Annotated in this window: 18 protein-coding genes; 9 read left to right on the top strand and 9 right to left on the bottom strand. The window is 70.1% G+C overall.

What is annotated here, in order from left to right; all coding sequences use genetic code 11:
• Window positions 1-37 precede the first annotated feature (37 nt).
• A complete protein-coding gene (locus G3I56_RS08120) occupies window positions 38-2,371 on the top strand; it encodes an ATP-binding SpoIIE family protein phosphatase (RefSeq protein WP_164408176.1) in 2,334 nt (777 codons plus the stop codon).
• A gap of 107 nt (window positions 2,372-2,478) precedes the next feature.
• Here G3I56_RS08120 and G3I56_RS08115 read toward each other — a convergent pair whose 3' ends face one another.
• A complete protein-coding gene (locus tag G3I56_RS08115; RefSeq protein ID WP_164408175.1) occupies window positions 2,479-4,947 on the bottom strand; it encodes a transglycosylase domain-containing protein in 2,469 nt (822 codons plus the stop codon).
• A 255-nt stretch (window positions 4,948-5,202) separates the two neighbouring features.
• Here G3I56_RS08115 and G3I56_RS08110 point away from each other — a divergent pair, with 255 nt between their 5' ends.
• The 5 genes from G3I56_RS08110 to G3I56_RS08090 all read left to right on the top strand — a co-directional run bounded on the left by G3I56_RS08110 (window position 5,203) and on the right by G3I56_RS08090 (window position 10,079).
• Entirely contained in the window at window positions 5,203-6,132 is a 930-nt protein-coding gene (locus G3I56_RS08110; protein WP_164408174.1) for an SPFH domain-containing protein, read from the top strand.
• Entirely contained in the window at window positions 6,129-6,407 is a 279-nt protein-coding gene (locus G3I56_RS08105) for a hypothetical protein (protein ID WP_164408173.1), read from the top strand. The genes G3I56_RS08110 and G3I56_RS08105 overlap by 4 nt, the downstream gene beginning before the upstream one ends.
• 119 nt (window positions 6,408-6,526) lie before the next feature.
• Window positions 6,527-7,054 (top strand): PadR family transcriptional regulator, encoded by a 528-nt coding sequence (locus G3I56_RS08100; RefSeq protein ID WP_164408172.1) that lies wholly within the window; start codon window positions 6,527-6,529, stop codon window positions 7,052-7,054.
• A gap of 8 nt (window positions 7,055-7,062) precedes the next feature.
• Window positions 7,063-7,752 (top strand): ABC transporter ATP-binding protein, encoded by a 690-nt coding sequence (locus tag G3I56_RS08095; protein ID WP_164408171.1) that lies wholly within the window; start codon window positions 7,063-7,065, stop codon window positions 7,750-7,752.
• A complete protein-coding gene (locus tag G3I56_RS08090; protein WP_164408170.1) occupies window positions 7,749-10,079 on the top strand; it encodes an ABC transporter permease in 2,331 nt (776 codons plus the stop codon). Before G3I56_RS08095 ends, G3I56_RS08090 begins: the two co-directional genes overlap by 4 nt.
• Before the next feature lie 104 nt (window positions 10,080-10,183).
• On the opposite strand, the gene G3I56_RS08085 is transcribed toward G3I56_RS08090, so the two are convergent.
• The 4 genes from G3I56_RS08085 to G3I56_RS08070 all read right to left on the bottom strand — a co-directional run bounded on the left by G3I56_RS08085 (window position 10,184) and on the right by G3I56_RS08070 (window position 13,215).
• Complete coding sequence (locus G3I56_RS08085) at window positions 10,184-10,597, bottom strand: hypothetical protein (protein ID WP_343239898.1); 414 nt, start codon at window positions 10,595-10,597, stop codon at window positions 10,184-10,186.
• A 23-nt stretch (window positions 10,598-10,620) separates the two neighbouring features.
• Window positions 10,621-11,019 (bottom strand): roadblock/LC7 domain-containing protein, encoded by a 399-nt coding sequence (locus G3I56_RS08080; RefSeq protein ID WP_203689381.1) that lies wholly within the window; start codon window positions 11,017-11,019, stop codon window positions 10,621-10,623.
• A gap of 23 nt (window positions 11,020-11,042) precedes the next feature.
• Window positions 11,043-12,068 (bottom strand): MarR family transcriptional regulator, encoded by a 1,026-nt coding sequence (locus G3I56_RS08075; protein WP_164408169.1) that lies wholly within the window; start codon window positions 12,066-12,068, stop codon window positions 11,043-11,045.
• Window positions 12,069-12,261: 193 nt separating this feature from the next.
• A complete protein-coding gene (locus G3I56_RS08070) occupies window positions 12,262-13,215 on the bottom strand; it encodes a hydrogen peroxide-inducible genes activator (RefSeq protein WP_164408168.1) in 954 nt (317 codons plus the stop codon).
• A 102-nt stretch (window positions 13,216-13,317) separates the two neighbouring features.
• Here G3I56_RS08070 and G3I56_RS08065 point away from each other — a divergent pair, with 102 nt between their 5' ends.
• Together G3I56_RS08065 and G3I56_RS08060 are read left to right on the top strand one after the other, a co-directional pair.
• Window positions 13,318-13,851, top strand: coding sequence for a carboxymuconolactone decarboxylase family protein (locus tag G3I56_RS08065; protein ID WP_164408167.1), 534 nt, complete (start codon window positions 13,318-13,320; stop codon window positions 13,849-13,851).
• Window positions 13,852-13,998: 147 nt separating this feature from the next.
• Window positions 13,999-14,937 carry a M56 family metallopeptidase gene (locus tag G3I56_RS08060; RefSeq protein WP_164408166.1) on the top strand — a complete coding sequence of 313 codons (939 nt, stop codon included), beginning with the start codon at window positions 13,999-14,001 and terminating at the stop codon, window positions 14,935-14,937.
• Between the two features lie 270 nt (window positions 14,938-15,207).
• Here the strand turns inward: G3I56_RS08060 and G3I56_RS08055 are convergent, their stop codons facing one another.
• The 4 genes from G3I56_RS08055 to G3I56_RS08040 all read right to left on the bottom strand — a co-directional run bounded on the left by G3I56_RS08055 (window position 15,208) and on the right by G3I56_RS08040 (window position 20,514).
• Window positions 15,208-16,719, bottom strand: coding sequence for an AI-2E family transporter (locus G3I56_RS08055; protein WP_239134758.1), 1,512 nt, complete (start codon window positions 16,717-16,719; stop codon window positions 15,208-15,210).
• Window positions 16,720-16,889: 170 nt separating this feature from the next.
• Window positions 16,890-17,597, bottom strand: a complete 708-nt coding sequence (locus tag G3I56_RS08050) for a transglycosylase SLT domain-containing protein (protein WP_164408165.1) — start codon at window positions 17,595-17,597, stop codon at window positions 16,890-16,892.
• A 457-nt stretch (window positions 17,598-18,054) separates the two neighbouring features.
• A complete protein-coding gene (locus G3I56_RS08045) occupies window positions 18,055-19,380 on the bottom strand; it encodes a PhoH family protein (RefSeq protein ID WP_164408164.1) in 1,326 nt (441 codons plus the stop codon).
• Between the two features lie 357 nt (window positions 19,381-19,737).
• Window positions 19,738-20,514: an isoprenyl transferase gene (locus G3I56_RS08040; RefSeq protein WP_164408163.1), complete on the bottom strand. Its 777-nt coding sequence runs from the start codon at window positions 20,512-20,514 to the stop codon at window positions 19,738-19,740.
• Between the two features lie 723 nt (window positions 20,515-21,237).
• On the opposite strand from G3I56_RS08040, the gene G3I56_RS08035 reads away from it, so the two are divergent.
• Window positions 21,238-21,594: a DUF192 domain-containing protein gene (locus G3I56_RS08035; protein WP_164408162.1), complete on the top strand. Its 357-nt coding sequence runs from the start codon at window positions 21,238-21,240 to the stop codon at window positions 21,592-21,594.
• The last annotated feature ends 284 nt before the right edge of the window (window positions 21,595-21,878 follow it).

Below are 21,878 nucleotides of genomic sequence, written 5' to 3'. Positions count from 1 at the left end.
GGGACCAACTGCGTGTACAGCGCGCAGCCCCGGACGGATGGATTCGACACGCGTGACGGAGCAACCCACCTCGCACGAGCGCAGTCGGCCGGGCACGGGCCGGCCGGACATCCCCGCGGACACCCGCGGGGCGCTTCTGCGTTCCCCGGAGGCGGCGGCTCAGCCTCTGCCGAAGCAGACGACAGCGCAGGGAGGGGCCGCCGGTGGACTGGAGGCCGCCCCCGGCTCCGTGACAGGCTCCGAGAGCCCCGAGACCGTCGGTGGCGCCGGTAGAGCCGCGAACGACGCGGGAACAGCGGGAACAGAGGCGGGGACAGGCGCGATGACATCCAGCTCGGGTACGGGTACCGGTACGTCCGGCTCCACCGGCCCCAACCCCGCCGGTCCCCCCGCCACCCCCGGGCCCGAGCACTCGCAGCCCGACCAGCCGTCCTCGACCGGGCCCGACGCGCACCGCCCGCGTCCGGCGCCGGACGGCATCCCGGTCCAGCCGGGCGCCGAGACGGCCCGCCCGGGTGCGGAGAACCACGCGACGGAGCACCACGCGAGCGTGAACGGGCCCGCGGACGGCGACAGCGCCGACCCGGCCGCGAGCGTCCTCACGGGCAAGGAGCGGCGTTCCGGCCAGGGCAACCCCGCCGGCGCTCCCCTGCCGATGCGGAGGGACGGCGACCGGCTGCGGTTCGTCGGCGCGGCCACCCGGCGTATCGCGCGGGGCATCGACCTCGACGAGATCGTGATGGGGCTGTGCCGGGCCACCGTGCCGACGTTCTCCGACACGATCCTCGTCTATCTGCGCGGCCCGCTGCCGGTCGGCGACGAGCGGCCCACCGGCCCGCTGGTGCTGCGGCTGCGCCGCAGCGACCGGCTCCCGCAGGACCGGGACACCGAGAACGGCTTCCTGGCCACCTCCGCCGTCCCCCAGCCGCCGCCGGCCGAGCTGTCCCCGGTCAGCGCCGAACTGTGCGAGGTGCGTCCCGGCGGCGCGCTCGCCGAGGTACTGCGCGGCGTCCGGCCCGTCTTCGCGGACGCGCCCGCCGCCCGCGCGGCCCTGCCCGAGCTGCTCGGCGAGGGCTGCGAACTGGACGTACCGGACGGCCAGCGCGCGATCCTCGCCCCGCTGCGCGGCCGGCGGCGAGTCATCGGGGCCGCCCTGTTCCTGCGCCGCCCGGAGCGGATCCCGTTCGAGACGGACGATCTGCTGGTCGCCGCCCAGCTCGCCACCCACAGCGCCCTCGGCATCGACAAGGCGGTGCTGTACGGCCGCGAGGCCTACATCGCCGACGAGCTGCAGCGCACGATGCTGCCGGAGACCCTGCCGCGGCCCACGGGTGTGCGGCTGGCGTCCCGGTACCTGCCCGCCGCCGAGACCGCCCGCGTCGGCGGTGACTGGTACGACGCCATCCCGCTGCCCGGCAGCCGCGTCGCGCTCGTCGTCGGCGACGTCATGGGGCACTCCATGACCAGCGCGGCCATCATGGGTCAGCTGCGGACGACCGCGCAGACCCTCGCCGGTCTTGACCTGCCCCCGCAGGAGGTCCTGCACCACCTCGACGAACAGGCCCAGCGGCTCGGCACGGACCGCATGGCGACCTGCCTCTACGCGGTGTACGACCCGGTATCGCACCGGATCACCATCGCCAACGCCGGCCATCCGCCGCCCGTCCTGCTGCACCTGGGCGGCCGGGCCGAGGTGCTGAAGGTGCCTTCCGGCGCGCCCATCGGGGTCGGCGGTGTCGACTTCGAGGCCGTGGAGCTGGACGCGCCCGCCGGTGCCACCCTCTTCCTCTACACGGACGGGCTCGTCGAGTCCCGGCTGCGGGACGTCTGGACCGGCATAGAGCAGCTGCGCGAGAAGCTCGCCGCGACCGCCCAGCTGACCGGGCCCGACCATCCGCCGCCCCTCGAGGCCCTGTGCGACGAGGTCCTCGACATGCTCGGCCCGGGCGACCGGGACGACGACATCGCGCTGCTCGCCGCCCGCTTCGACGGCATCGCGCCGAGCGACGTCGCGTACTGGTATCTGGACCCGGAGGACGCGGCGCCCGGCCGGGCCCGTCGGCTCGCCCGGCGCGCGCTGTCCCGCTGGGGTCTGGAGGACCTGACGGACTCGGTGGAGCTGCTGGTCAGCGAGGTCGTGACGAACGCGGTGCGTTACGCGACCAAGCCGATCACCCTCCGGCTGCTGCGGACCGACGTACTGCGCTGCGAGGTCGGCGACGACGTGCCGCAGCTGCCGCGCCTGCGGCAGGCGCGGGCCACGGACGAGGGCGGCCGGGGGCTGTATCTCGTCAACCGGCTGGCCCGGCGCTGGGGTGCGACCCGGCTGAGCACGGGGAAGGTGGTCTGGTTCGAGCTGAACCGGACGTAGACCGGACGTGAGCGGTCACGTTTGACGCGTGTACGTAGAGAGAGGGGGGGCTCCCGGTGATCACCGGGAGCCCCCCCTCTCTCTACGTACACGCGTACCGTACGTACCTACTGGTCGTCGTCCGATACGGGCGGACTGAAGGTGATACCGCCCGTCGGAGTCGACGGGGCCGAGATCGTCGGGGTCGGTGTCGGGGTCGGTGTCGGAGTCGGCGTCGGAGTCGGAGTCGGCGTCGGGGTCGGAGTCGGGGTCGGGGTCGGAGTCGGCGTATCCGACTTGGTCGCAGTCGGTGTCGGTGTCGGCGTATCCGACTTGGTCGGAGTCGGTGACGCCGTCGGCTTCACGCCCGCGCCCAGTTTGGTGTCCAGGTCGAACTTGGTCACCTTGCCCATCGTGCCGAAGGTGTACGTCGCCCAGATCTTCGCCGGGTAGCCACCGCCGTTGATCCGGCCGCCGCCCGCCGAGATGAGCCCCGTGGCGCCCGTCAACGAGACCTGTTTGTTGGCCTTCGTGTCCTCGCCGAACAGGCCGACCGAGGTGACCAGACCGGGCGTGTAGCCGGTGAACCAGGCCGACTTGTTCTCGTCGGACGTACCCGTCTTGCCGGCCACCTGCTGGCCCTTGCGGTTCTTCGCCTGGGCCACCGAGACCTTGGCCGTACCGTCGTCGACCACGCCCGTCAGCACCGACGTGACAGCGTCGGCGGCCTCAGGGGTGATGATCTGGTCGCCGATCGGGGAGTCGAACTCGACCGTACGGTCCTTGTGTTCGGCCGTTTTGATGACGGCCGGGGTGACCTTGCGGCCGTGGTTGTCGAGGGTGGCGTAGACGGCGGCCATCTCCAGCGGGCTCGCGCCCATCGTGCCGAGGGTCTGCGCGGGCACCGCCTGCAATCCCTCGGTGTCCAGGCCGAGTTCGTCCGCGACCTTCATGACCTCGGACATTCCGACGTCGACGCCCATCTGCGCGAACACCGAGTTGATCGACTTGTTCATCGCGGTCTGGACGGTGACGTCGCCGTAGTCCGAGTCGTCCTCGTTCGGCGGGCCGAAGCCGACCTTCTTGCCGTCGTCCACGACCTGCCGGCCGCTCGTGCCGTCGTAGATCGTGTCCGGGGTGATCAGATCGCCGTCCTGCGTACGAGCCTTCTCCTCCATGGCCGCCGCGAGGATGATCGGCTTGAAGGTGGACGCGGGCTGGTAGTCGCGTCGGGTCGCGTTGCTGATGTAGTGCTTGAAGTAGTCGGTGCCGCCGTACAGCGCGAGCACCCGCCCGGTCTTCGGGTCGACCGACGCGGCACCGGCCTGGACGTTGCCGTCGACCTTGCGCTTCTTCGCGTCGAGTTTGCTGGTGAGCTGGCTCTTGACGGCCGCCTCCAGCGCGGTCTGCTTCTTCCGGTCGATGTTGAGCGTGATCGTCCAACCACCCTTGTCGACCAGCGCGTTCGCACTGTTGGTGTCGTCCGCCTTGCCCTCGGCGACGAGCTGCCTGGCCAGTTCCTTCTTGGCGGCGTCGACGAGGTAGCCGGTCTGGCCCTCCAGGCCCGGGGCGCCCTTCGGATCCTTCGGCACCGGGAACGTCATGGCGTCACGCTCGGACTTGTCGAGCCAGCCCTCCCCGACCATGTTGTCGAGTACGTAGTTCCAGCGGGCGGTGACCAGCTTCTTGCTGGTGTCGGAGGCGACGGCCCAGTCGTACTGGCTCGGCGCCTGGAGCAGCGCGGCGAGGTACGCGCCCTGCTCGACGGTGAGCTTCTTGGCGTCGACGCGGTAGTAGGCCTGGGCGGCGGCCTGGATGCCGTAGGAGTCGCGGCCGTAGTAGTTGGTGTTGATGTAGCCGGCGAGGATGTAGTCCTTGGACTTCTCCCGGTCCACCTTCAGCGAGATGACCAGTTCCTTCAGCTTCCGCGTGATGGTCTGGTCCTGCTCCAGGTAGTAGTTCTTGACGTACTGCTGGGTGATCGTCGAACCACCCTGCTTGCCCTTGCCGGACAGCGTGTTGATCAGACCGCGGGTGGTGCCCTTGAGGTCGACGCCGGAGTCCTTGTAGAAGGACTTGTTCTCGGCGGCGACAAAGGTCAGCTGGACCTTCTTGGGCACCTCGCTCAGGTCCACGATCTCGCGGTTGACCGTGCCGGTGCGGGCGAGGACACTGCCGTCGCTGTACTTGTAGACGTTGCTCTGCTTCACCGCGGCGGCGTTGCCCACGGGCACGCCGATCATCAGGTACAGCACGATGAAGCCGCACATGCCGAGCAGCAGGAAGCCGAAGAACGCGCCCAGGATCTTCTTCCAGGTGAAGAGCCGGCGGAGGAAACTCCTGCCGTCCTTACCGTCCTTACCGTCCTTGCCACCCTTGCTGTTCTTGGCACTCTTGCCGCGCGCCGCCGCCCTGCTCGCCGCCCTGCCCCCGGTCACCGGCTCGGTCACCGGCTCGGTCGCGGTCGCGATCCCGCCCTCGGTACCGGTTTCCGCTCCGGTCCCGGTGTCGGTCGACGCATCCCTGGAGGAACGCTTCGGCGCCGCGCGGCGGCCACCGCGATGCTGCCGCGCTCGTCTCTCGTCCGCTCGTCCCATGGGTCGCTTCGCTCCGCTTCCTTCTTCGCACAGGTTCATGGCACAGGTCAGCTCAGAAAACTAACACCGGCGGATAAGACGACGAGCTTTCGATCCCCCCTTTTCCGGACGTGACAATCAGCACCTGCCCCACTGGAACCGACTACCGGGGGCTGCGGAAGGTTGCCGTATCCGCTAAAGTGATATCACTTAGATAGAACGCTGCTAGGTTCTGGCCGCGGCGGCCACAACAGCCATGAAACGGGGGCACCACCCATGACCACACACGACTCCGCTCCGACCACCGATCCCGACGTCGATCTGCCCGACATGCCCGATCCACAGGTCCGGGAGTTCACGGCCCACAGCATCGGGGGCGGGCTCGCCCTGCTGCTGGGACTGGTCGGACTCCTGGGCGCCGTCATCCTGTTCGCGGCCGGGTCGGTGAACCCGGGCTTCGCCGTGGGGGGTGCCGTCGTTCTCGTCGCCGCCCTCATCTCGCTGCGCGGGCTCAACACCGTGGCGCCCGGTGAGGCCCGGGTGGTCCAGCTCTTCGGGCGGTACCGGGGGACGATCCGGCAGGACGGGCTGCGCTGGGTGAACCCGTTCACCTCGCGCACGAAGATCTCGACCCGGGTCCGCAACCACGAGACGGCCGTCCTCAAGGTCAACGACGCCTACGGCAACCCGATCGAGCTCGCCTCGGTCGTGGTCTGGAAGGTCAAGGACACCGCGCAGGCGACGTTCGAGGTGGACAACTACATCGAGTTCGTCGCCACGCAGACCGAAGCGGCCGTCCGGCACATCGCCATCGAGTACCCGTACGACGCCCACGAGGAGGACGGGCTCTCGCTGCGCGGCAACGCCGAGGAGATCACCGAGAAGCTGGCCGTCGAGCTGCACGCGCGCGTAGCCGCGGCCGGCGTCCACATCATCGAGTCCCGCTTCACCCACCTCGCGTACGCTCCCGAGATCGCCTCGGCGATGCTCCAGCGGCAGCAGGCGGGGGCGGTCGTCGCGGCGCGGCGGCTGATCGTCGACGGCGCGGTGGGGATGGTCGAGGCCGCGCTCGCCCGGATCGCCGAGCAGGACATCGTGGAGCTGGACTCCGAACGGAAGGCGGCGATGGTGTCGAACCTGCTGGTGGTGCTGTGCGGCGACCGTGCGGTGCAGCCGGTCATGAACACGGGGTCCCTGTACCAGTGAGCGATCCCTCCGGGGGTTCGACCGCCGAGAACCCCGAACGCCCCGCGCGCCGGCCGCAGCAGCAGCGCAAGCAGGTGCTGTTGCGGCTGGACCCCGCCGTGTACGACGCGCTGGCCCGGTGGGCCGGGGACGAGCTGCGCTCGGCCAACGCGCAGATCGAGTTCGTGCTGCGGCGGGCGCTGGCGGAGGCGGGGAGGCTGCCGGGGGAAGCGGGGCCGATCCGGCGCCGTGGGCGGCCCCCTGGGGGCTCCGCCCCCAGACCCCCGTCGGACTGAAGGGCCTCGTCCTCAAACTCCCCCAGAGGGGGGACCCCCAGACAGGCTGGTTGTGTCCCCCCTGATCTATACACAGCAGGTATACACACCACGTATACCTGCTGTGTATAGTCCTCCCCATGTCCATCGGTCACACCCTTCTGGGACTCCTGGAGTCCGGCCCCCGTCACGGTTACGACCTGAAGCGGGCCTTTGACGAGAAGTTCGGTCAGGATCGCCCGCTGCACTACGGGCAGGTCTACGCGACGATGTCCCGGCTGCTGAAGCACGGACTCGTCGAGGTCGACGGGGTCGAGTCCGGCGACGGGCCCGAGCGCAAGCGGTACGCGATCACGGACGCCGGGATCACCGACGTCGGACAGTGGCTCGCGACGCCCGAGAAGCCCGAGCCGTATCTGCAGTCGACCCTCTACACCAAGGTCGTCCTCGCGCTGCTCACGCACCGGAACGCCGGTGACATCCTCGACACCCAGCGCGCCGAGCACCTGCGGATGATGCGCATCCTCACCGACCGCAAGCGCCGGGGCGACCTCGCCGACCAGCTCGTCTGCGACCACGCCCTGTTCCACCTCGAAGCCGATCTGCGCTGGCTGGAACTGACCGCCGCGCGTCTCGACAAGCTCGCTCTGGCGGTGACGTCCCGATGACCGTTCCCATGACCGCTCCTCCCGGTTCCCTGCTCGTCGCGAGCGAACTGCGCAAGGCCTACGGCCCGACCAACGCGCTCGACGGCGCCGAGTTCTCGATACATCCCGGCGAGGTCGTCGCCGTGATGGGCCCGTCCGGGTCCGGCAAGTCGACCCTGCTGCACTGTCTCGCCGGGATCGTGCCGCCCGACTCGGGGTCCATCACGTACAACGGTCGCGAGATGGCCGGCATGAGCGACGGGCAGCGGAGTCAGCTGCGGCGCACCGAGTTCGGGTTCGTGTTCCAGTTCGGGCAGCTCGTGCCGGAGCTCACCTGCGTCGAGAACGTGGCGCTCCCCCTCCGCCTCAACGGGACCTCCCGCAAGGAGGCCGAGCGGACCGCGCTGTCCTGGATGGAGCGGCTGGAGGTCGACGACCTCAAGGGCAAGCGGCCCGGCGAGGTGTCCGGCGGCCAGGGCCAACGGGTGGCTGTCGCCCGGGCTTTGGTCACCAGCCCGCGGGTGCTGTTCGCCGACGAGCCCACCGGCGCCCTCGACTCGCTCAACGGCGAGCGCGTGATGGAGCTGCTCACCGAGGCGGCCCGGTCGACCAACGCCGCCGTCGTGCTCGTCACGCACGAGGCGCGGGTGGCCGCCTACTCGGACCGCGAGATCGTCGTACGGGACGGGAAGTCGCGGGACATGGAGCGCGTCGTATGAGTGCTCGGCAGTGGAGCAGGGACCTGGGCATGGGGGTCCGGTTCGCCTTCACGGGCGGGCGCGAGGGCTGGGGGCGGGTCCTGCTGACGGCCGTCGGGGTCGGGCTCGGGGTGGCACTGCTGCTGCTGACGACCGCCATCCCGAGCGCCCTGTCGGGCCGGGGCGAGCGCGGGAACGCCCGGACGACCATCATGTACGTCGACAAGCAGATGCCGAAGGCCGACAACACGCTGATCGTCGCGAGCGTCGACACGACCTTCCGCACGGACGACGTATACGGGCGGGAGCTGGAGCCCGAGGGGGTACGAGCACCCCTGCCGCCGGGGATCGACGGTTTTCCCGCAGTAGGGGAGATGTACGTCTCGCCCGCTCTCGAACGGCTGCTGAAGTCCGGCGAGGGCAGGTTGCTCCGGGAGCGGCTGTCGGACCGGATCGTCGGTACCATCGGCGACACCGGGCTCCTCGGCCCGGCCGAACTCTCCTTCTACCGGGGTGGCGAGGGCCTCGAAAAGCACTTCGATGTCGGTGTGGTGACGCGGATCAACCGGTTCGGGGATCTGCATCCGTCGTCCGAGGGGATGGACCCCATCCTGATCCTGCTCACCCTCGTCGTCTTCGTGGTGCTGCTGATGCCGGTCGGCGTCTTCATCGCCACGGCCGTACGGTTCGGCGGTGAGCGGCGTGACCGGCGGCTGGCCGCGCTGCGGCTGGTGGGCGCCGACGGCGGGATGACCCGGCGGATCGCCGCGGGCGAAGCGTTCGCGGGTGCCACGGTCGGGCTCGTCTTCGGCAGCGTCTTCTTCCTGATCGGCCGTCAGGCCGCGGGCTACATCGCCGTCCTCGACATGAGCGTGTTCCCCAGTGACCTGAATCCGGCGCCCGCGCTGGCCGTCTTGGTCGCGGTCGCCGTGCCGTTGGCCGCCGTGCTGGTCACCCTGTTCGCGCTGCGCGGTGTGGTGATCGAGCCGCTCGGCGTGGTGCGTACGGCCCGGCCCCCGCGCCGTCGGCTGTGGTGGCGGCTGCTGCTGCCGCTGGGCGGGGTCGCGGCGCTCTCCCCCATGATCGGGCAGGGCGACAGCGCCGGGCAGTTCAACGACGCCCTTGTCATCATCGGTGTCTCGTTGCTGCTCATCGGGGTCACCGCGCTCCTGCCCTGGGTTGTCGAGGCAGTGGTCGCCCGGCTCGGCTCCGGCGGGCTTTCCTGGCAACTGGCCGTCCGGCGGCTCCAGTTGAGCAGCGGTTCGGCGGCCCGCATGGTGAACGGCATCGCGGTGGCGGTGGCAGGTGCGATCGCGCTGCAGATATTCTTCGCCGGGGTCTCCGGCGCCTACACGACCGCGTCGGACCAGCACCTCGACCGGGCCCAGATGGAGTTCAGCGCTCCCGACAACGTCTCGCCGGCCTCGGCGGCCCAGGAACTCACCAGCACCAAGGGCGTACGGAAGATCACCATGATCTCCTTCGCCTCGGTCGGCGAGAAGGCCAAGTCCCCGGAAAGCTATGTCGAGGTGACCATCGGCGACTGCGCGACACTGCGTGAGGTGGGCCATCTGCCCTCGTGCCACGACGGCGACGTCTTCACCGTGCGGGGCGCCGAGTACGACACGCAGACGCCCCGACTGGTCAAGCCGGGCCGGGAGTTGTGGATCAGCCCGACCGCCACCCGGACGACGAAGCCGTCGGTCGCCTGGACGGTACCGGCAGGCCTCAAGCAGGCCGGCGTGCGCGAGGACCCGTCCGGGACCGAGCGCGGCGGCATCCTGGCCACTCCGGGCGCCATGCCCGAGGAGACCGTCGCGGAGGCCGCCGGACAGATCTTCATCGGCCTCGACCCCGAGGTGGCGGACGCCCCCGACCTGGTCCGCAACACGGCGGCGCGGATCGACCCCCTCACGGAGCCCTACACCTGGACGTCGAGCAACCGCACCAAGCAGTTCAACTCGATCCGCACCGGCCTGTTCGTCGGCGCCACCTGCGTGCTGCTGCTGATCGGGGTGAGCCTGCTGGTCTCCCAGCTGGAGCAGCTGCGCGAGCGCCGGAAGCTGCTGTCGTCCCTGGTCGCCTTCGGCACCCGGCGGCGCACGCTGAGCCTGTCGGTGCTGTGGCAGACGGCGATCCCGATCGGACTGGGGCTCGTGCTGTCGTCGGTGGTGGGACTGACCCTGGGCGTCGTCCTGCTGAAGATGACGAGCAGGTCGATCGGCATCGACTGGGCCGCCGTACTGACGATGACCGGCATCGGCGCGGGCGTCGCGCTGCTGGTGACGGTGCTGAGTCTGCCGCCGCTGCTGCGGCTGATGCGGCCGGAGGGCCTGCGTACGGAGTAGGGCCTCCCGCACCCGCCCACCACACGGGCCCCTCCCCAGGACCTCGGTTTCCTGGGGAGGGGCCCGTCCGCGTTCCGCTCAGCGGCTGTTCAGCTCTTCAGTGTTCAGAGGCTGTACTCCTTGACCACCCGCCGCACCTGGGCGAAGAGCATGCCTACGTTGACCGCCTTGCGGCAGACGACCACAGCGACGACGTCCTGCTGCTCGTTCAGCCGCACGAACAGGTGAGTGAGGTTCTCGCTGTTGACGAGGATCTCCTGGAAGAAGTGCTGGTCGCTGGGAGTGCCCCGCCGTTCCTTGAACACGTCCTCGATCATCACGACCGTACGGCCCTGGAACAGGTCGAGGGTCGCGCCCGCCAGCAGGTCGAGGACCTCCGGCGGATGGTTGTCGATCGTCTCGTACGAGAGCAGCATCCCCGTGGACATGTCGACCACCCCCGACGCGACACACTCGGGGGCATCGGTACGGAGTGCCTTGACCAGGCTCATGACCTGGTCGGAGAAGCCTGTGGTCATGCGTTTCGTCCCCATCCTTTCCTTCACGCTCCTTCGGTCGCCACGGCGGGGTCCGCCGCGGTGAGGATCGATCCGATACGGCGCAGCGCCGGCTGGGTGGCACGGTGCAGCCGGTCCAGGTCGACGCCCTCGTCGCCGAGTACGACCATCAGCGCGGTGTCCCCGACGGCGTAGAACGCGGCGCAGCCCTGGCTGCCGTAGGTGACCGTCCGGCGCAGGGTGCCCCGGCCGGTGGCCTGGGCGGCCCGGCGGGCGAGGCCGAGTCCCGCGGCGGCGATGGCTGCGAGGCTCTCGGGGTCGATCGACGCGGCGGTGTCCGCCGCTATGAGCAGTCCGTCGGTCGCGGCTATCGCCGTGTCGGTGATTCCGTCCACTTTTTCGCGCAGGTCGCGCATTTCCATGGCCAGCGCTTTGTGGTCCATGTATTCAACTCCCCTATGGGCTTCTAGGAATTGCCATGAGTTCCGTTCCGCATGCGGAAGAACCCTTTCCAGCTCGTCCCGCGCTTTTCCGGGGCGAGAGATTCGGTGATGCCACTGGCGCCGGGATCGCGGCGGGGCAGTGTGGGAGTGGGCGCCTGCGGCAGCGCGTCGGAGGCGAGGACGGCGGCCAGCGCGTTGACGACGGCGGGGTCCACGTACGGGGACGGCGGGGGTGGTGTCGGGAGTGGCGGGGGCGCGGGTGACCTGCGCTGCCGCAGGCCCTCCTCAGGCAGCCGTACGACCGGGAGCGGCACGGCCCCCTCGTCGCACTCCAGGAGCCCGGCACCGAGCAGCCGCGCCAGCTCGACCGTCACCGTGTAGACCCCCCGGCCGGTACGGAACGCGAGGTCACGGGCGGTCAGGCGACCGTCGGCCTGGGCCAGCAACTCCTGCTGTACGGGGGTGAGTTGTCCCTCGCTCACGGCGACCGGCGCCGAACTCGGGCTCGGGCGCTCACGGTTCGGGCGTACCGGGTGGGGCAGCGCGGCGAGGGCGGCCAGTTTGCGGTTGGCGTCCTGGAGGAGGCGGATCGGCCCCTCGCCCACCGGAACGGGGGCGAGCGGCTCGGCTCCGGGGTCGCGTTCGCAGGCGTCCACCCGGCCGGCGACGACCGCGAAGACTGCGTCCCGTAACGCCATCATGCAGACGACCCGCAGCTGGGCGGCGCCCGCGTACCCGTGCCTGATCAGTTCCGCGCCCGGCCAGCGTGCTCCCCCGGCCTCGCGCACCAGCTCGGCCCAGTCCTCACCGCTGATCCGGCGGGAGCGCAGAAGCAGGGCCTCCGGGCCCGGGGCGCCGGGGCTCTCGGCGCCGACGACGAGTCCGCGCCGGAGATGGAAGATCCCGCCGGGGCTGCCGGTTGCGCGCAGCGCCCCGGTGAACTCCTCGCGCCCACATTCGGCCAGGGCGTTCAGCAGCAGGTCGTAGCCGATCCGGCCAAGGGAATCCGGAGATGCGTGCGCGGATACGGAATCGCGGATGACCGACATCACTCCCCTTGGCCCTGCTCATCGGCATTTCGCACATACGCCTGACGCGTAGCACTGAGGGGGTATGTGTATCAGTCCGGGCGCATATTCAGACCGGGGTCTTGCTACCTGACGGAAGTTGAAATCTCTCGCCGTTCAACGGTCTTTGTTCGACGCTCATTTGATCGAACTGTCACCTGTTTCAGTCACCTGTTCAGTCGCCCCACACCCGCACTGGCAGCGGCCTCAGCGCCTCCCGCAGGGCCGCCGCCAGTTCCTCGTACTCCACGCCCCGCACGGCGCCCGTGCGCATCGCGAGGCCGATCCGGCGGGTCGGGGCCGGGGCGGCGAAGCGGCCGGTGCTGAGCTGGTCGCTGCGGCCCGCCTCGACCTTGACGGCGGTGTGCGGCAGCAGCGTCACGCCAAGGCCGCCGGCCACGAGCTGGACGAGGGTGGACAGACCGGCGGCCGTGGTGGAGGCGGGGGCGTCCGCCCGCCCGGCCTCCCGGCAGATGTCGAGCGCCTGGTCGCGCAGACAGTGCCCTTCGTCCAGGAGGAGCAGGTCGAGTTCGCGAAGCGCCTCGCGCGGGATGTCCGTATGCCCGCCGAGGGGATGCCCGAGGGGCGTGACGAGCACGAAGTCCTCGTCGAAGAGGGGGAGTTCCAGGATGCCGGGCAGCCCGGTCGGGACGGCGATCAGGAGCAGGTCGAGGCGGCCGGTGGTGAGTCCGTCGAGGAGTCCGGCGGTCTGCTCCTCGTGGACCTGGAGGTCGAGGTCCGGGTAGCGGTCGTGGACGAGGCGCAGGACGGTGGGCAGGAGGTAGGGCGCGACGGTCGGGATCACCCCGAGCCGCAGGGCCCCGGTGAAGGGCGCGCGCACGGCCTCGGCCTCCTCCATCAGCGCGGCGACCGACTCCAGCACGGCCCGGGCGCGTACGGCGAGCCGCTCACCGGCGGGCGACAGCAGCACCTTGCGGGTGGTGCGCTCCACCAGGGTGACGCCGAGGGTCTCCTCCAGCGCGGAGACGGCACCCGAGAGCGCGGGCTGGCTCATGCCGATCGCGGCAGCGGCGTCCCGGAAGTGCAGATGCTCGGCGACGGCGGCGAATGCGCGCAGCTGGGCGAGACTGGGCCGACGGCGCCCGTCGGTGTTCCTGGCGGCGGCCACGCCCACACCACTTTTCCTTTGACTGACAGGTTCCACTGATAGCTTTTACTGATCGACTCAACCAAGTGTAACGATTCCTCTGATCAATGGTGGTGAGTGGGTATGGGCCTCGCGGAACTGAAGTCCGCCCTGCCTGACTTCGCGGCGGACCTGCGCCTCAACCTGGGGTCGGTCGTCGACCGCTCCGGGCTCACCGGGCAGCAGCTGTGGGGCACCTTGCTGGTGTGCGCGATCGCGTCCCGCTCGCCGCGTGTGCTGCGCGAGCTGGGGCCGGAGGCCAGGGCGCGTCTGACGCCCGAGGCGTACACGGCCGCCCGGTCGACCGCCGCCGTGATGGCGATGAACAACGTCTTCCACCGCACCCGCCATCTGCTCTCCGACCCGGAGTACGGGCGGCTGCGCGCCGGTCTGCGGGCGAACGCGCTCCGTGACCCGGGCGTCGAGCGGACCGACGTCGAGCTGTGGTCGGTGGCGGTGTCGGCGATCAATGCCTGCGGCGCCTGCCTGGACGCCCACGAGCGGGTGCTGCGGGGTACCGGTATCGGCCGGGAGACGGTGCAGGAGGCGTTCAGGATCGCGGCGGTCGTCCAGGCCGTCGGCACGACGCTGGACGCGGAGGCGATCCTCGCCGAGTAGGCGATCACGGGCGGGGCGGGGCGGAACAGGTGACTGGACGCGGCAGGCGGTACGTCCGACAATGGGCGCACCCTCACTCCGTTCGTCGCCGCCTTCGTCGTACCGGCCGCGAGGACCGCCCTTCTCCGACTGAGGGAGCCACCCGCAATGACCGTCGCCCTGGCGCTGATGGCCGCCGTCGCCCTGACCGCCGCCGCTGTCCTGCCGCCTGTGCTGACCCGGGCCGGCTGGCCCGACCGGGAGCCGGTGCTCGGGCTGTGGGTGTGGCAGTGCCTGGTCGCCACCGTGCTGGTGTGCTGTCTCGCCGCGCTGTCGCTGGGCACGACGGCCGCGTTCGGGACCGTCCGGGCCCACGCCTTCGCGCCGGCGCCTCCTGCGGTCACCGCCGCCTACCAGCTGGGGCGGGCGCCCGTCTGGCTCACCGTGCTGACGCTGCTGCTGGCCTGCGGGGCGGCCTGGACGGTCGCCATGCTCGCCCGGGAACTCGCCGAGGCACGCAGACGGCGCCGGCTGCGGCGCGTGCACCTGCGGGAGCGCGCGCCGGACCTGCCCGCCGGTTTCCCGGCCGCCAAGGGGCCGCTGCTGGTCCTGGAGGACGAGTATCCCGACGCCTGGCTGCTGTCCGGCCCGACGCCCCAACTCGTCGTCACCACGGGCGCGTTGCGCCGACTGTCCGACCACGAGCTGGACGCCGTACTCGCCCATGAACTCGGCCATGCCCGCGCCCGCCACGACTGGCTGCTGCATCTCTCGCAGGCGCTGGCCACCGGCTTCCCGCGCGTCCCGGTCTTCGCGCACTTCCGGGACCAGACGCACCGCCTGGTCGAACTGGCCGCCGACGACACCGCGTCCCGGCGCTGCGGCCACCGCACCACCGCGCTCGCCCTGATCGAACTCAACCGGCACCGGGGCGTGTTGTCCTGCGCGTGCACCCGCGGGCAACTGGGCGACCGTGTCGAGCGTCTCCTGGCGCCTCCGCCGCGCCTGGAGGCGCCCTACCGCGCCGCCACGACCCTGGCCGCCGCCCTGGCCCCGCTGATCCCGCTGCTGATCGCTCTGGGCCCGGCCCTGAAAGTCCTCGCCTGACCTTCGGGGCGACCGCGGGTCCGCTGCGGCCGGTCGCGCAGTTCCCCGCGCCCCTCGAAGGGCGCGCTACGGAACCGTCCCTTCCCACGGCTCGACCCCATGGAGTCGACCAGCCGCAACGGCCCGTGTCGGCCATGCCGCGTGGCGACCACCGGTTCGCTGTGGCTGGTCGCGCAGTTCCCCGCGCCCCTCGAAGGGCGCGCCACGGAGCCGTCCGGTTCCAGGGCTCCACCCGCCTGGACACGACCACGCCGCGCGGCGACCGGCCGCCTACTGAGCCGGGCCGGACGGCGGCGAAGCCTGTTCGGGCCGCTCCGGCTGCCCCGCCTGCCGTGCTTGCCCTGCCTGCTCGGTCTGCTCTGCCTGTTGGGGTCGCTCGCTCTGGTGGGTTTGCTGCTGGGCCCTGGTCAAGGCGATGTCCACTGCGGTGGAGCCGTGCGGCCCTGGCGAGTGGCGCAGCGCGTCCGACGCGTTGTTGTACGCCTGGGAGTACACGCGCAGATAGCCGACGACCGTGTTCGTCACCGCGACCAGCGGTACGGCGACCACCGCGCCCCCGATCCCCGCCACCATGCCGCCCGCCGCCACCGAGAGCACCACCGCCAGCGGGTGGACCCGGACCGCCCGGCCCAGGATGAACGGCTGCAGGATGTGACCCTCGATCTGTTGCACGGCCAGCACCACGGCGACCACCAGCACCGCCGTGAAGACGCCCTGGGTCACCAGCGCCACCACCACCGCCAGAGCGCCCGAGGCGACCGCGCCGACCAGCGGGATGAAGGAGAACAGGAAGATGAAGACGGCCAGCGGGACGGCCATCGGCACGTCCAGGAAGTAGATGCCGATGCCGATGAAGATGGCGTCGATCAGAGCCACTATCACCGTGCCCCGCACATACGCCGTCAGCGTGCGCCACGCTCGCGGACCGGCGCCGGCGACACCGGGACGGGCCGCCGCCGGAACCAGCTTCAGCGTCCACTCCCAGATGCGCTTGCCGTCGTAGAGCAGGAAGAGCGTCGAGAAGGCGGCCAGCAGTATGCCGGTCAGCGCCTCGACGACGACCGTGACGCCCTCCAGACCCACCGACGTGATCTGGTCCGTATTGGCGCCGATCGCGTCGCGCAGATTCTCGGCGATCTTGTTGATCTGCTTGTCGGTGACGTGGAAGGGGCTGTTGAGCAGCCAGTTGCGCAGTTCGTCGACGCCGTCCTGGACCTGGTCGGAGAGCTGGTCGGTGTTCTCGATGACCTGCCAGGCCACGAACCAGCCGATCAGCCCCATCACGACGAACCCGAGGATCGCGGTCAGCGCGGTCGCGGGCCCGCGCGGCATGCCCCAACGGGTGAGGCGGGCGACCGCGGGCTGGAGCAGCGCGGTGATGAGCAGCGCCACCACGAAGGCGAAGACGACGAGTTGGACCGCGCTGATGACCCGCATCAGCACCCAGAGAGTGCCCGCGAGCACCAGCAGCCGCCAGCCTGCCTCGGCGGCGACCCGGACGCCCCACGGGACGACGGAGGCGGGCTCGGGCCGCACGGCGAGCGCGCCGGGGCCCGTCGGGGTGGTGGTGGTAGCCGCGCGGGGAGGCTGTTCCTGCGCCTCGTACCCGTGCTCGTACCCGCGCTCGGGCGGTGAGGTGTCCGGCGGTGCCGGAGTGCCGTACGGCGGGTCCCCGTCGTCCGCGTGCTCCTTCTCCACCTCGGCCCGGCGCGCGTCCAGCCGCTCACCCATCTCGGTGAGCCGGACGCCGACCCGGCCGAGCCACTGCGGCACTCGCGACATGATGCGCCCTCGTCCCCCGTATCTCCCTCTGCCCATCCTTCTCCCCAAAGCCTCCGGAGCCTCGGGAGCAGCGGTCCGCATCCGACCGTACATGGCCGAAGCCCCTCACCGAAGGACGGTGAGGGGCTCGGAAAGGTTGAGACGACTGAGCGCGAAAGGTGCGGAACGGCTCAGTAGTAGTGGTTGGCCTGCCAGAAGTTCCACGCGCCGCACGGGCTGTCGTAGCGGCCGTTCATGTAGCTCAGGCCCCACTTGATCTGGGTGGCCGGGTTCGTCGCCCAGTCGGCACCCGCCGAGGACATCTTGGAACCCGGAAGCGCCTGCACAAGACCGAACGCGTCGGAACTGGGGTTGTCCGCCTGATAGTTCCAGCTGGACTCGTGGTCCACGATGTTGCTGAAGCACTGGAACTGGTCCGCCGGGACGATCGCGCGTGCCATGTCCTGCACCTGGGAGATCGTGTACGACGCCTGCACGGGGAAGCTGGACGCGTCACGCGTCGCGGAACGGCTGGCCGCCGCTTCCGCTTCCTTGCGCGCCTTGGCCTCTGCCTCGGCCTTCTCGGCGGCCTTCTCTGCCGCCTTCTGCTTGGCGACCGCGTCCTTGGCAGCCTGCTTGCGGGCAGACTCCTCGATGTCCTTCTTGGCGGTGGCGTCGGCGGCGATGGCCTGGAAGTCGGCCTGCTGCGTCAGGGAGGCGGTCTGCACCTCGGCCTGAGAACCCACGGGAATGTCCGTGAGCAGCGTGGTGTCGGCTACCAAGGCCTCGGCATCGTTGGGGGTTCCGGTGCTGCCCGAGGCCACACCTGTAACTGCGCCGACAGCGGTGACCGCGGTGGCCGAGGCCACTGCGAGTCCCCGGACCGAAATCCGGCTCACACGGTTTCCTTCCAGCATCGCCCGCTTCGGTGACCCTGGCGGACGCAATCTTGCCCCCAAGACACTGGCCTCCCAACTGCGCGGTCACGGGAGACACGGGCCCGATGGGCAACTCCTTTACGGGGAGCGCCACGTGGTGCGCGGGCGGCATACGACGACGGTATGGAGTTGAAGGCGGTGCTTCGGTGCTGCCGTACTACTGGCGGTACAGATGTGTCGTATGCGGGGCCTGACAGGAGTGAGACTCTGCCGCACCAGGACGCCGGGTGGCAATTCTGAGTTGCGTGTGAAAGCTCACACCTCGTTTGTCCCAGGTGATTTGAGGAAAGCCGCAGACATGGAAGCGCCGCCCGGCTAGGCTCTTCGCCTTTGCCGGACGGCGCTCATTCCGTGAACTCCAGGGTAACCGGACGCAATTGCCCAATTGCCCGAGCGGGTCCCTATCCTCCCAACAGGGTCAGATGTGCCCGTCCTCCAGCATTTCGGTCACCAGGGCCGCGATCTGGGACCGCTCGGACCGGTTGAGGGTGACATGCGCGAAGAGCGGGTGCCCCTTCAGCTTCTCGACGACGGCCACGACACCGTCGTAGCGGCCGACCCGTAGATTGTCCCGTTGTGCCACGTCATGGGTGAGAACCACCCGGGAGTTGGCGCCGATTCGGGACAGCACGGTGAGCAGGACGTTCCGCTCCAGCGACTGCGCCTCGTCCACGATCACGAACGCGTCGTGGAGCGACCGGCCGCGGATGTGGGTGAGGGGCAGCACTTCGAGCATGCCGCGCGCGGTGATCTCCTCGATGACCTCGCGGCTGGTGACCGCGGACAGCGTGTCGAAGACCGCCTGGGCCCAGGGGCCCATCTTCTCGGACTCGGAACCGGGCAGATAGCCGAGCTCCTGACCGCCCACCGCGTACAACGGCCGGAAGACCATCACCTTCTGGTGCTGCCGCCGCTCCAGCACGGCCTCCAGACCGGCGCACAGCGCCAGCGCCGACTTGCCGGTACCTGCCCGGCCGCCCATCGACACGATCCCGATGTCCGGATCGAGAAGGATGTCGAGCGCGATCCGCTGCTCGGCGCTCCTCCCCTTGATACCGAACACCTCGCGATCCCCGCGTACGAGGCGGACGTTGCCCTCGGCCGTGACGCGACCCAGGGCCTTGCCGCGCTCCGACTGGATCGTCAGACCGGTGTGCACCGGCAGTTCGGCGGCCTCGGGGACGTAGGCGTGCCCTTCCTCGAAGAGGAGGTCGACCTGTTCGCCGGGCAGGGTCAGTTCGGACATTCCGGTCCAGCCGGAGGAGCCCGTGATGGCCAGCTCCGCGCGGTACTCCTCGGCGAGGAGCCCGACGGACGAGGCCTTGATCCTGAGCGGCAGGTCCTTCGACACGACTGTGACGTCGTACCCCTCGGCCTGCAGATTGCGGGCGACCGCGAGGATGCGGGAGTCGTTGTCCCCCAGGCGATAGCCGCTTGGCAGCACGCTGGGGTCCGAGTGGTTGAGCTCGACACGGAGGGTCCCACCCAACTCCCCGATCGGAATCGGGGCGTCGAGTCGGCCGAACCGGACGCGGAACTCGTCCAGCATGCGCAGGGCCTGCCGGGCGAAGTAGCCGAGTTCGGGATGGTGCCGTTTGGCCTCCAACTCCGTGACCACGACGATCGGCAGCACGACTTCGTGCTCCTCGAAGCGGTTCAGGGCGCCTGGGTCGGCCAGCAGGACGCTGGTGTCGATGACATAGGTGCGCCGGTCTGGCATACGGCGCTTTGTGCTGGTCACCACGGAAGGACGTACCCCCTCGGATGAGGTCGGGGAGCGACGAAGGAGATCTGGACCGGTCGACGGCCCCAGTGCGCGGGCCGAGAACCGGCCCTCCGCCTGTTCGCCCGTGCTGTGACCACACGGTCGGGCTGGTGCAAAGGGCCTCCCGGGCGGACGGCCCCGTGCCGTCTGCTGAGATACGACACCCGTGGTTCGGGTGTCGACCTGCTTGGCTTATGCCCTCGAACATGCGCGGCCATGCCACACCGCAGGGCGGCGCGCTGGTGAACTCCTTGTTACTTCTGTCCCAGAGGGTGTGAATTTCATCCTGGAGGCTGGTTTCCGGGCCAGACCGGTTTCAGCCGGGATCAGCCGGGATCAGCCGCCGAAACGCCGGTGGCGGGCCGCGTAGTCGCGCATGGCGCGCAGGAAGTCGACCTTGCGGAAGGCCGGCCAGAAGACCTCGCAGAAGTAGTACTCCGAGTGGGCCGTCTGCCAGAGCATGAACCCGGACAGCCGCTGCTCGCCGCTGGTTCGGATGACGAGGTCGGGGTCGGGCTGGTCGCTGGTGTAGAGGTGCTTGCCGATCAGGTCGATGTCGACGTTCTCGGCGAGTTCCTCCAGCGAGGTGCCCTTGTCGTGGGCGTCGAGCATCATCGAGCGCACGGCGTCGGCGATCTCCTGCCGGCCGCCGTAGCCGATGGCGACGTTGACCAGTATCCCGCCCGTCACGTGCGCGGTGGCTTCCTCGGCCTCCTTGAGCTGGGTCTGCAGCTGCCCGGGGAGCAGGTCGAGGTTGCCGACGTGGTGGACGCGCCAGCGGCCGTCGGCGGCGAGGGAGGTCACGACGTTCTCGATGATCTCGAGGAGCGGCGCGAGTTCCTCCGGCGGACGGTTGACGTTGTCCGTGGAGAGCAGCCAGAGGGTGACGACCTCGACATCGGTCTCGGAGCACCAGCCGAGGAACTCCTCGATCTTGTCCGCGCCGGCCCGGTGCCCCTGGGCGGTGGTGGAGCCCGCCGCCTTCGCCCAGCGCCGGTTGCCGTCCACGATGACGCCGATGTGCTTGGGCACCTGGTCGTGGTCGAGGTGGCCCTCCACCCTGCGTGTGTAGACCCTGACCAGCAGTCGGCGCAGGTTGTCGCGCAGGTTCACGTGTTTGTCAGCCCCTCCGTACGGATCGGGCAGGCGCGGCCGGGCGCAATCCCTGGCGCGATCCCTGCCCGTGTGGCGGTCCTCGGGGGTGGCGATCCCCGGAGGGGAAGCGTACCGCTGCGGGAAGGTGGTCCTTGCGCCCGGGGGAACGGGGGCCTCGCGCCCAGGAGGGACACGGGTGGGCAAAGGGGACCCTGGCTCCCGGGAGGAGCGAGGAGAGGAGGGAGGCGCGGAGGCGCGGAGAAGTGGAGAAGACGGGAGGGGAAAGGCCGGGAGAAGAGGCTCGGGAGAAGCGGGTCGGAGAGCGGCGGTATCCAGCTGCTCCGGCCGGGCACAAAAAACGGGCCGGTCCGTGGGGGGGATACGGACCGGCCCGAGGGGGGGCTTCCACCATAACCCTTCGTGAGTGATGCTGCGTACATTGGCGCGGAACAACTACTCTCCGAAGTCGCCCGGCAACGCTGGATGGTCCCGGAAGCCCTTTTCCATGGGTGGATCATGGCTGGAAAACAGCGGATTCCCAGGAAATATCGCGGCATCCAGGGAGATCCAGAGGGGCTGGACGGGTTTCACCCCCCTGCCGCATGGCCCCCGACCACGCCTGGACCATCCGGGTGCAGGACGAGTTCGGACGAGCTCGGGTGAGGGCCCCGGACCCGGCGTCTCACCCAGGGGTGACCCCGTCGCGAACGCCCGCTTGACGCCCTGGCTAACTTCACAGCCATGGCCACGTTCACCACCCCTCAGACACCGGAGCCGATTCCGCTGGAGCTCGCCGAGTCGGGACGAGCACGGCGACGCGGGCTGCTGGGCCGGGACGGAATCGAGGGTGCGCTGCTGCTGACGCCCGCGAGTTCGGTGCACACGTTCGGGATGCGGTTCGCGATCGACGTCGCCTATCTCGACGGAAAGGCACGGGTCCGAGCGGTAAGGACCATGCGTCCGGGCCGAGTTGGGCTTCCCCGCCCCTGGGTGCGGTCGATCCTGGAGGCGGAGGCCGGGGCGCTGGAGAGGTGGGGCGTACACCGGGGCGTACGGCTCACGATCCAGGCCGACGGGACGGGACCGGAGGACTGCTGAGCAGGCGCGGCACGGTCCGGCGCGAGCGCCGGGCAGGGAGGCAGGGCACCGCGCAGGCCCCTCCTCTGCGCGGTGCCGTCCGCGCGACTTTGCTCACGCGAATTACCTTTGCCCAAAGTTACGCGACACTGAGCCGCGCTTGCGAGCCGCTGCGATAACGATGTGGAAACCTCGTGAAACCTTTTCGGGCATATGCGCACATGTCTCACAGGCGGCGAGTGCGGCCACGCCCGATCGCACCATCTGCGCCGAGATCTCGCCAATATTCGGACGGGTGGGTGCGA

The organism is Streptomyces sp. SID12488 (assembly GCF_010548275.1).
Taxonomy (GTDB): Bacteria; Actinomycetota; Actinomycetes; order Streptomycetales; family Streptomycetaceae; genus Streptomyces.
This window is presented reverse-complemented; position numbering and strand designations above follow the sequence as displayed.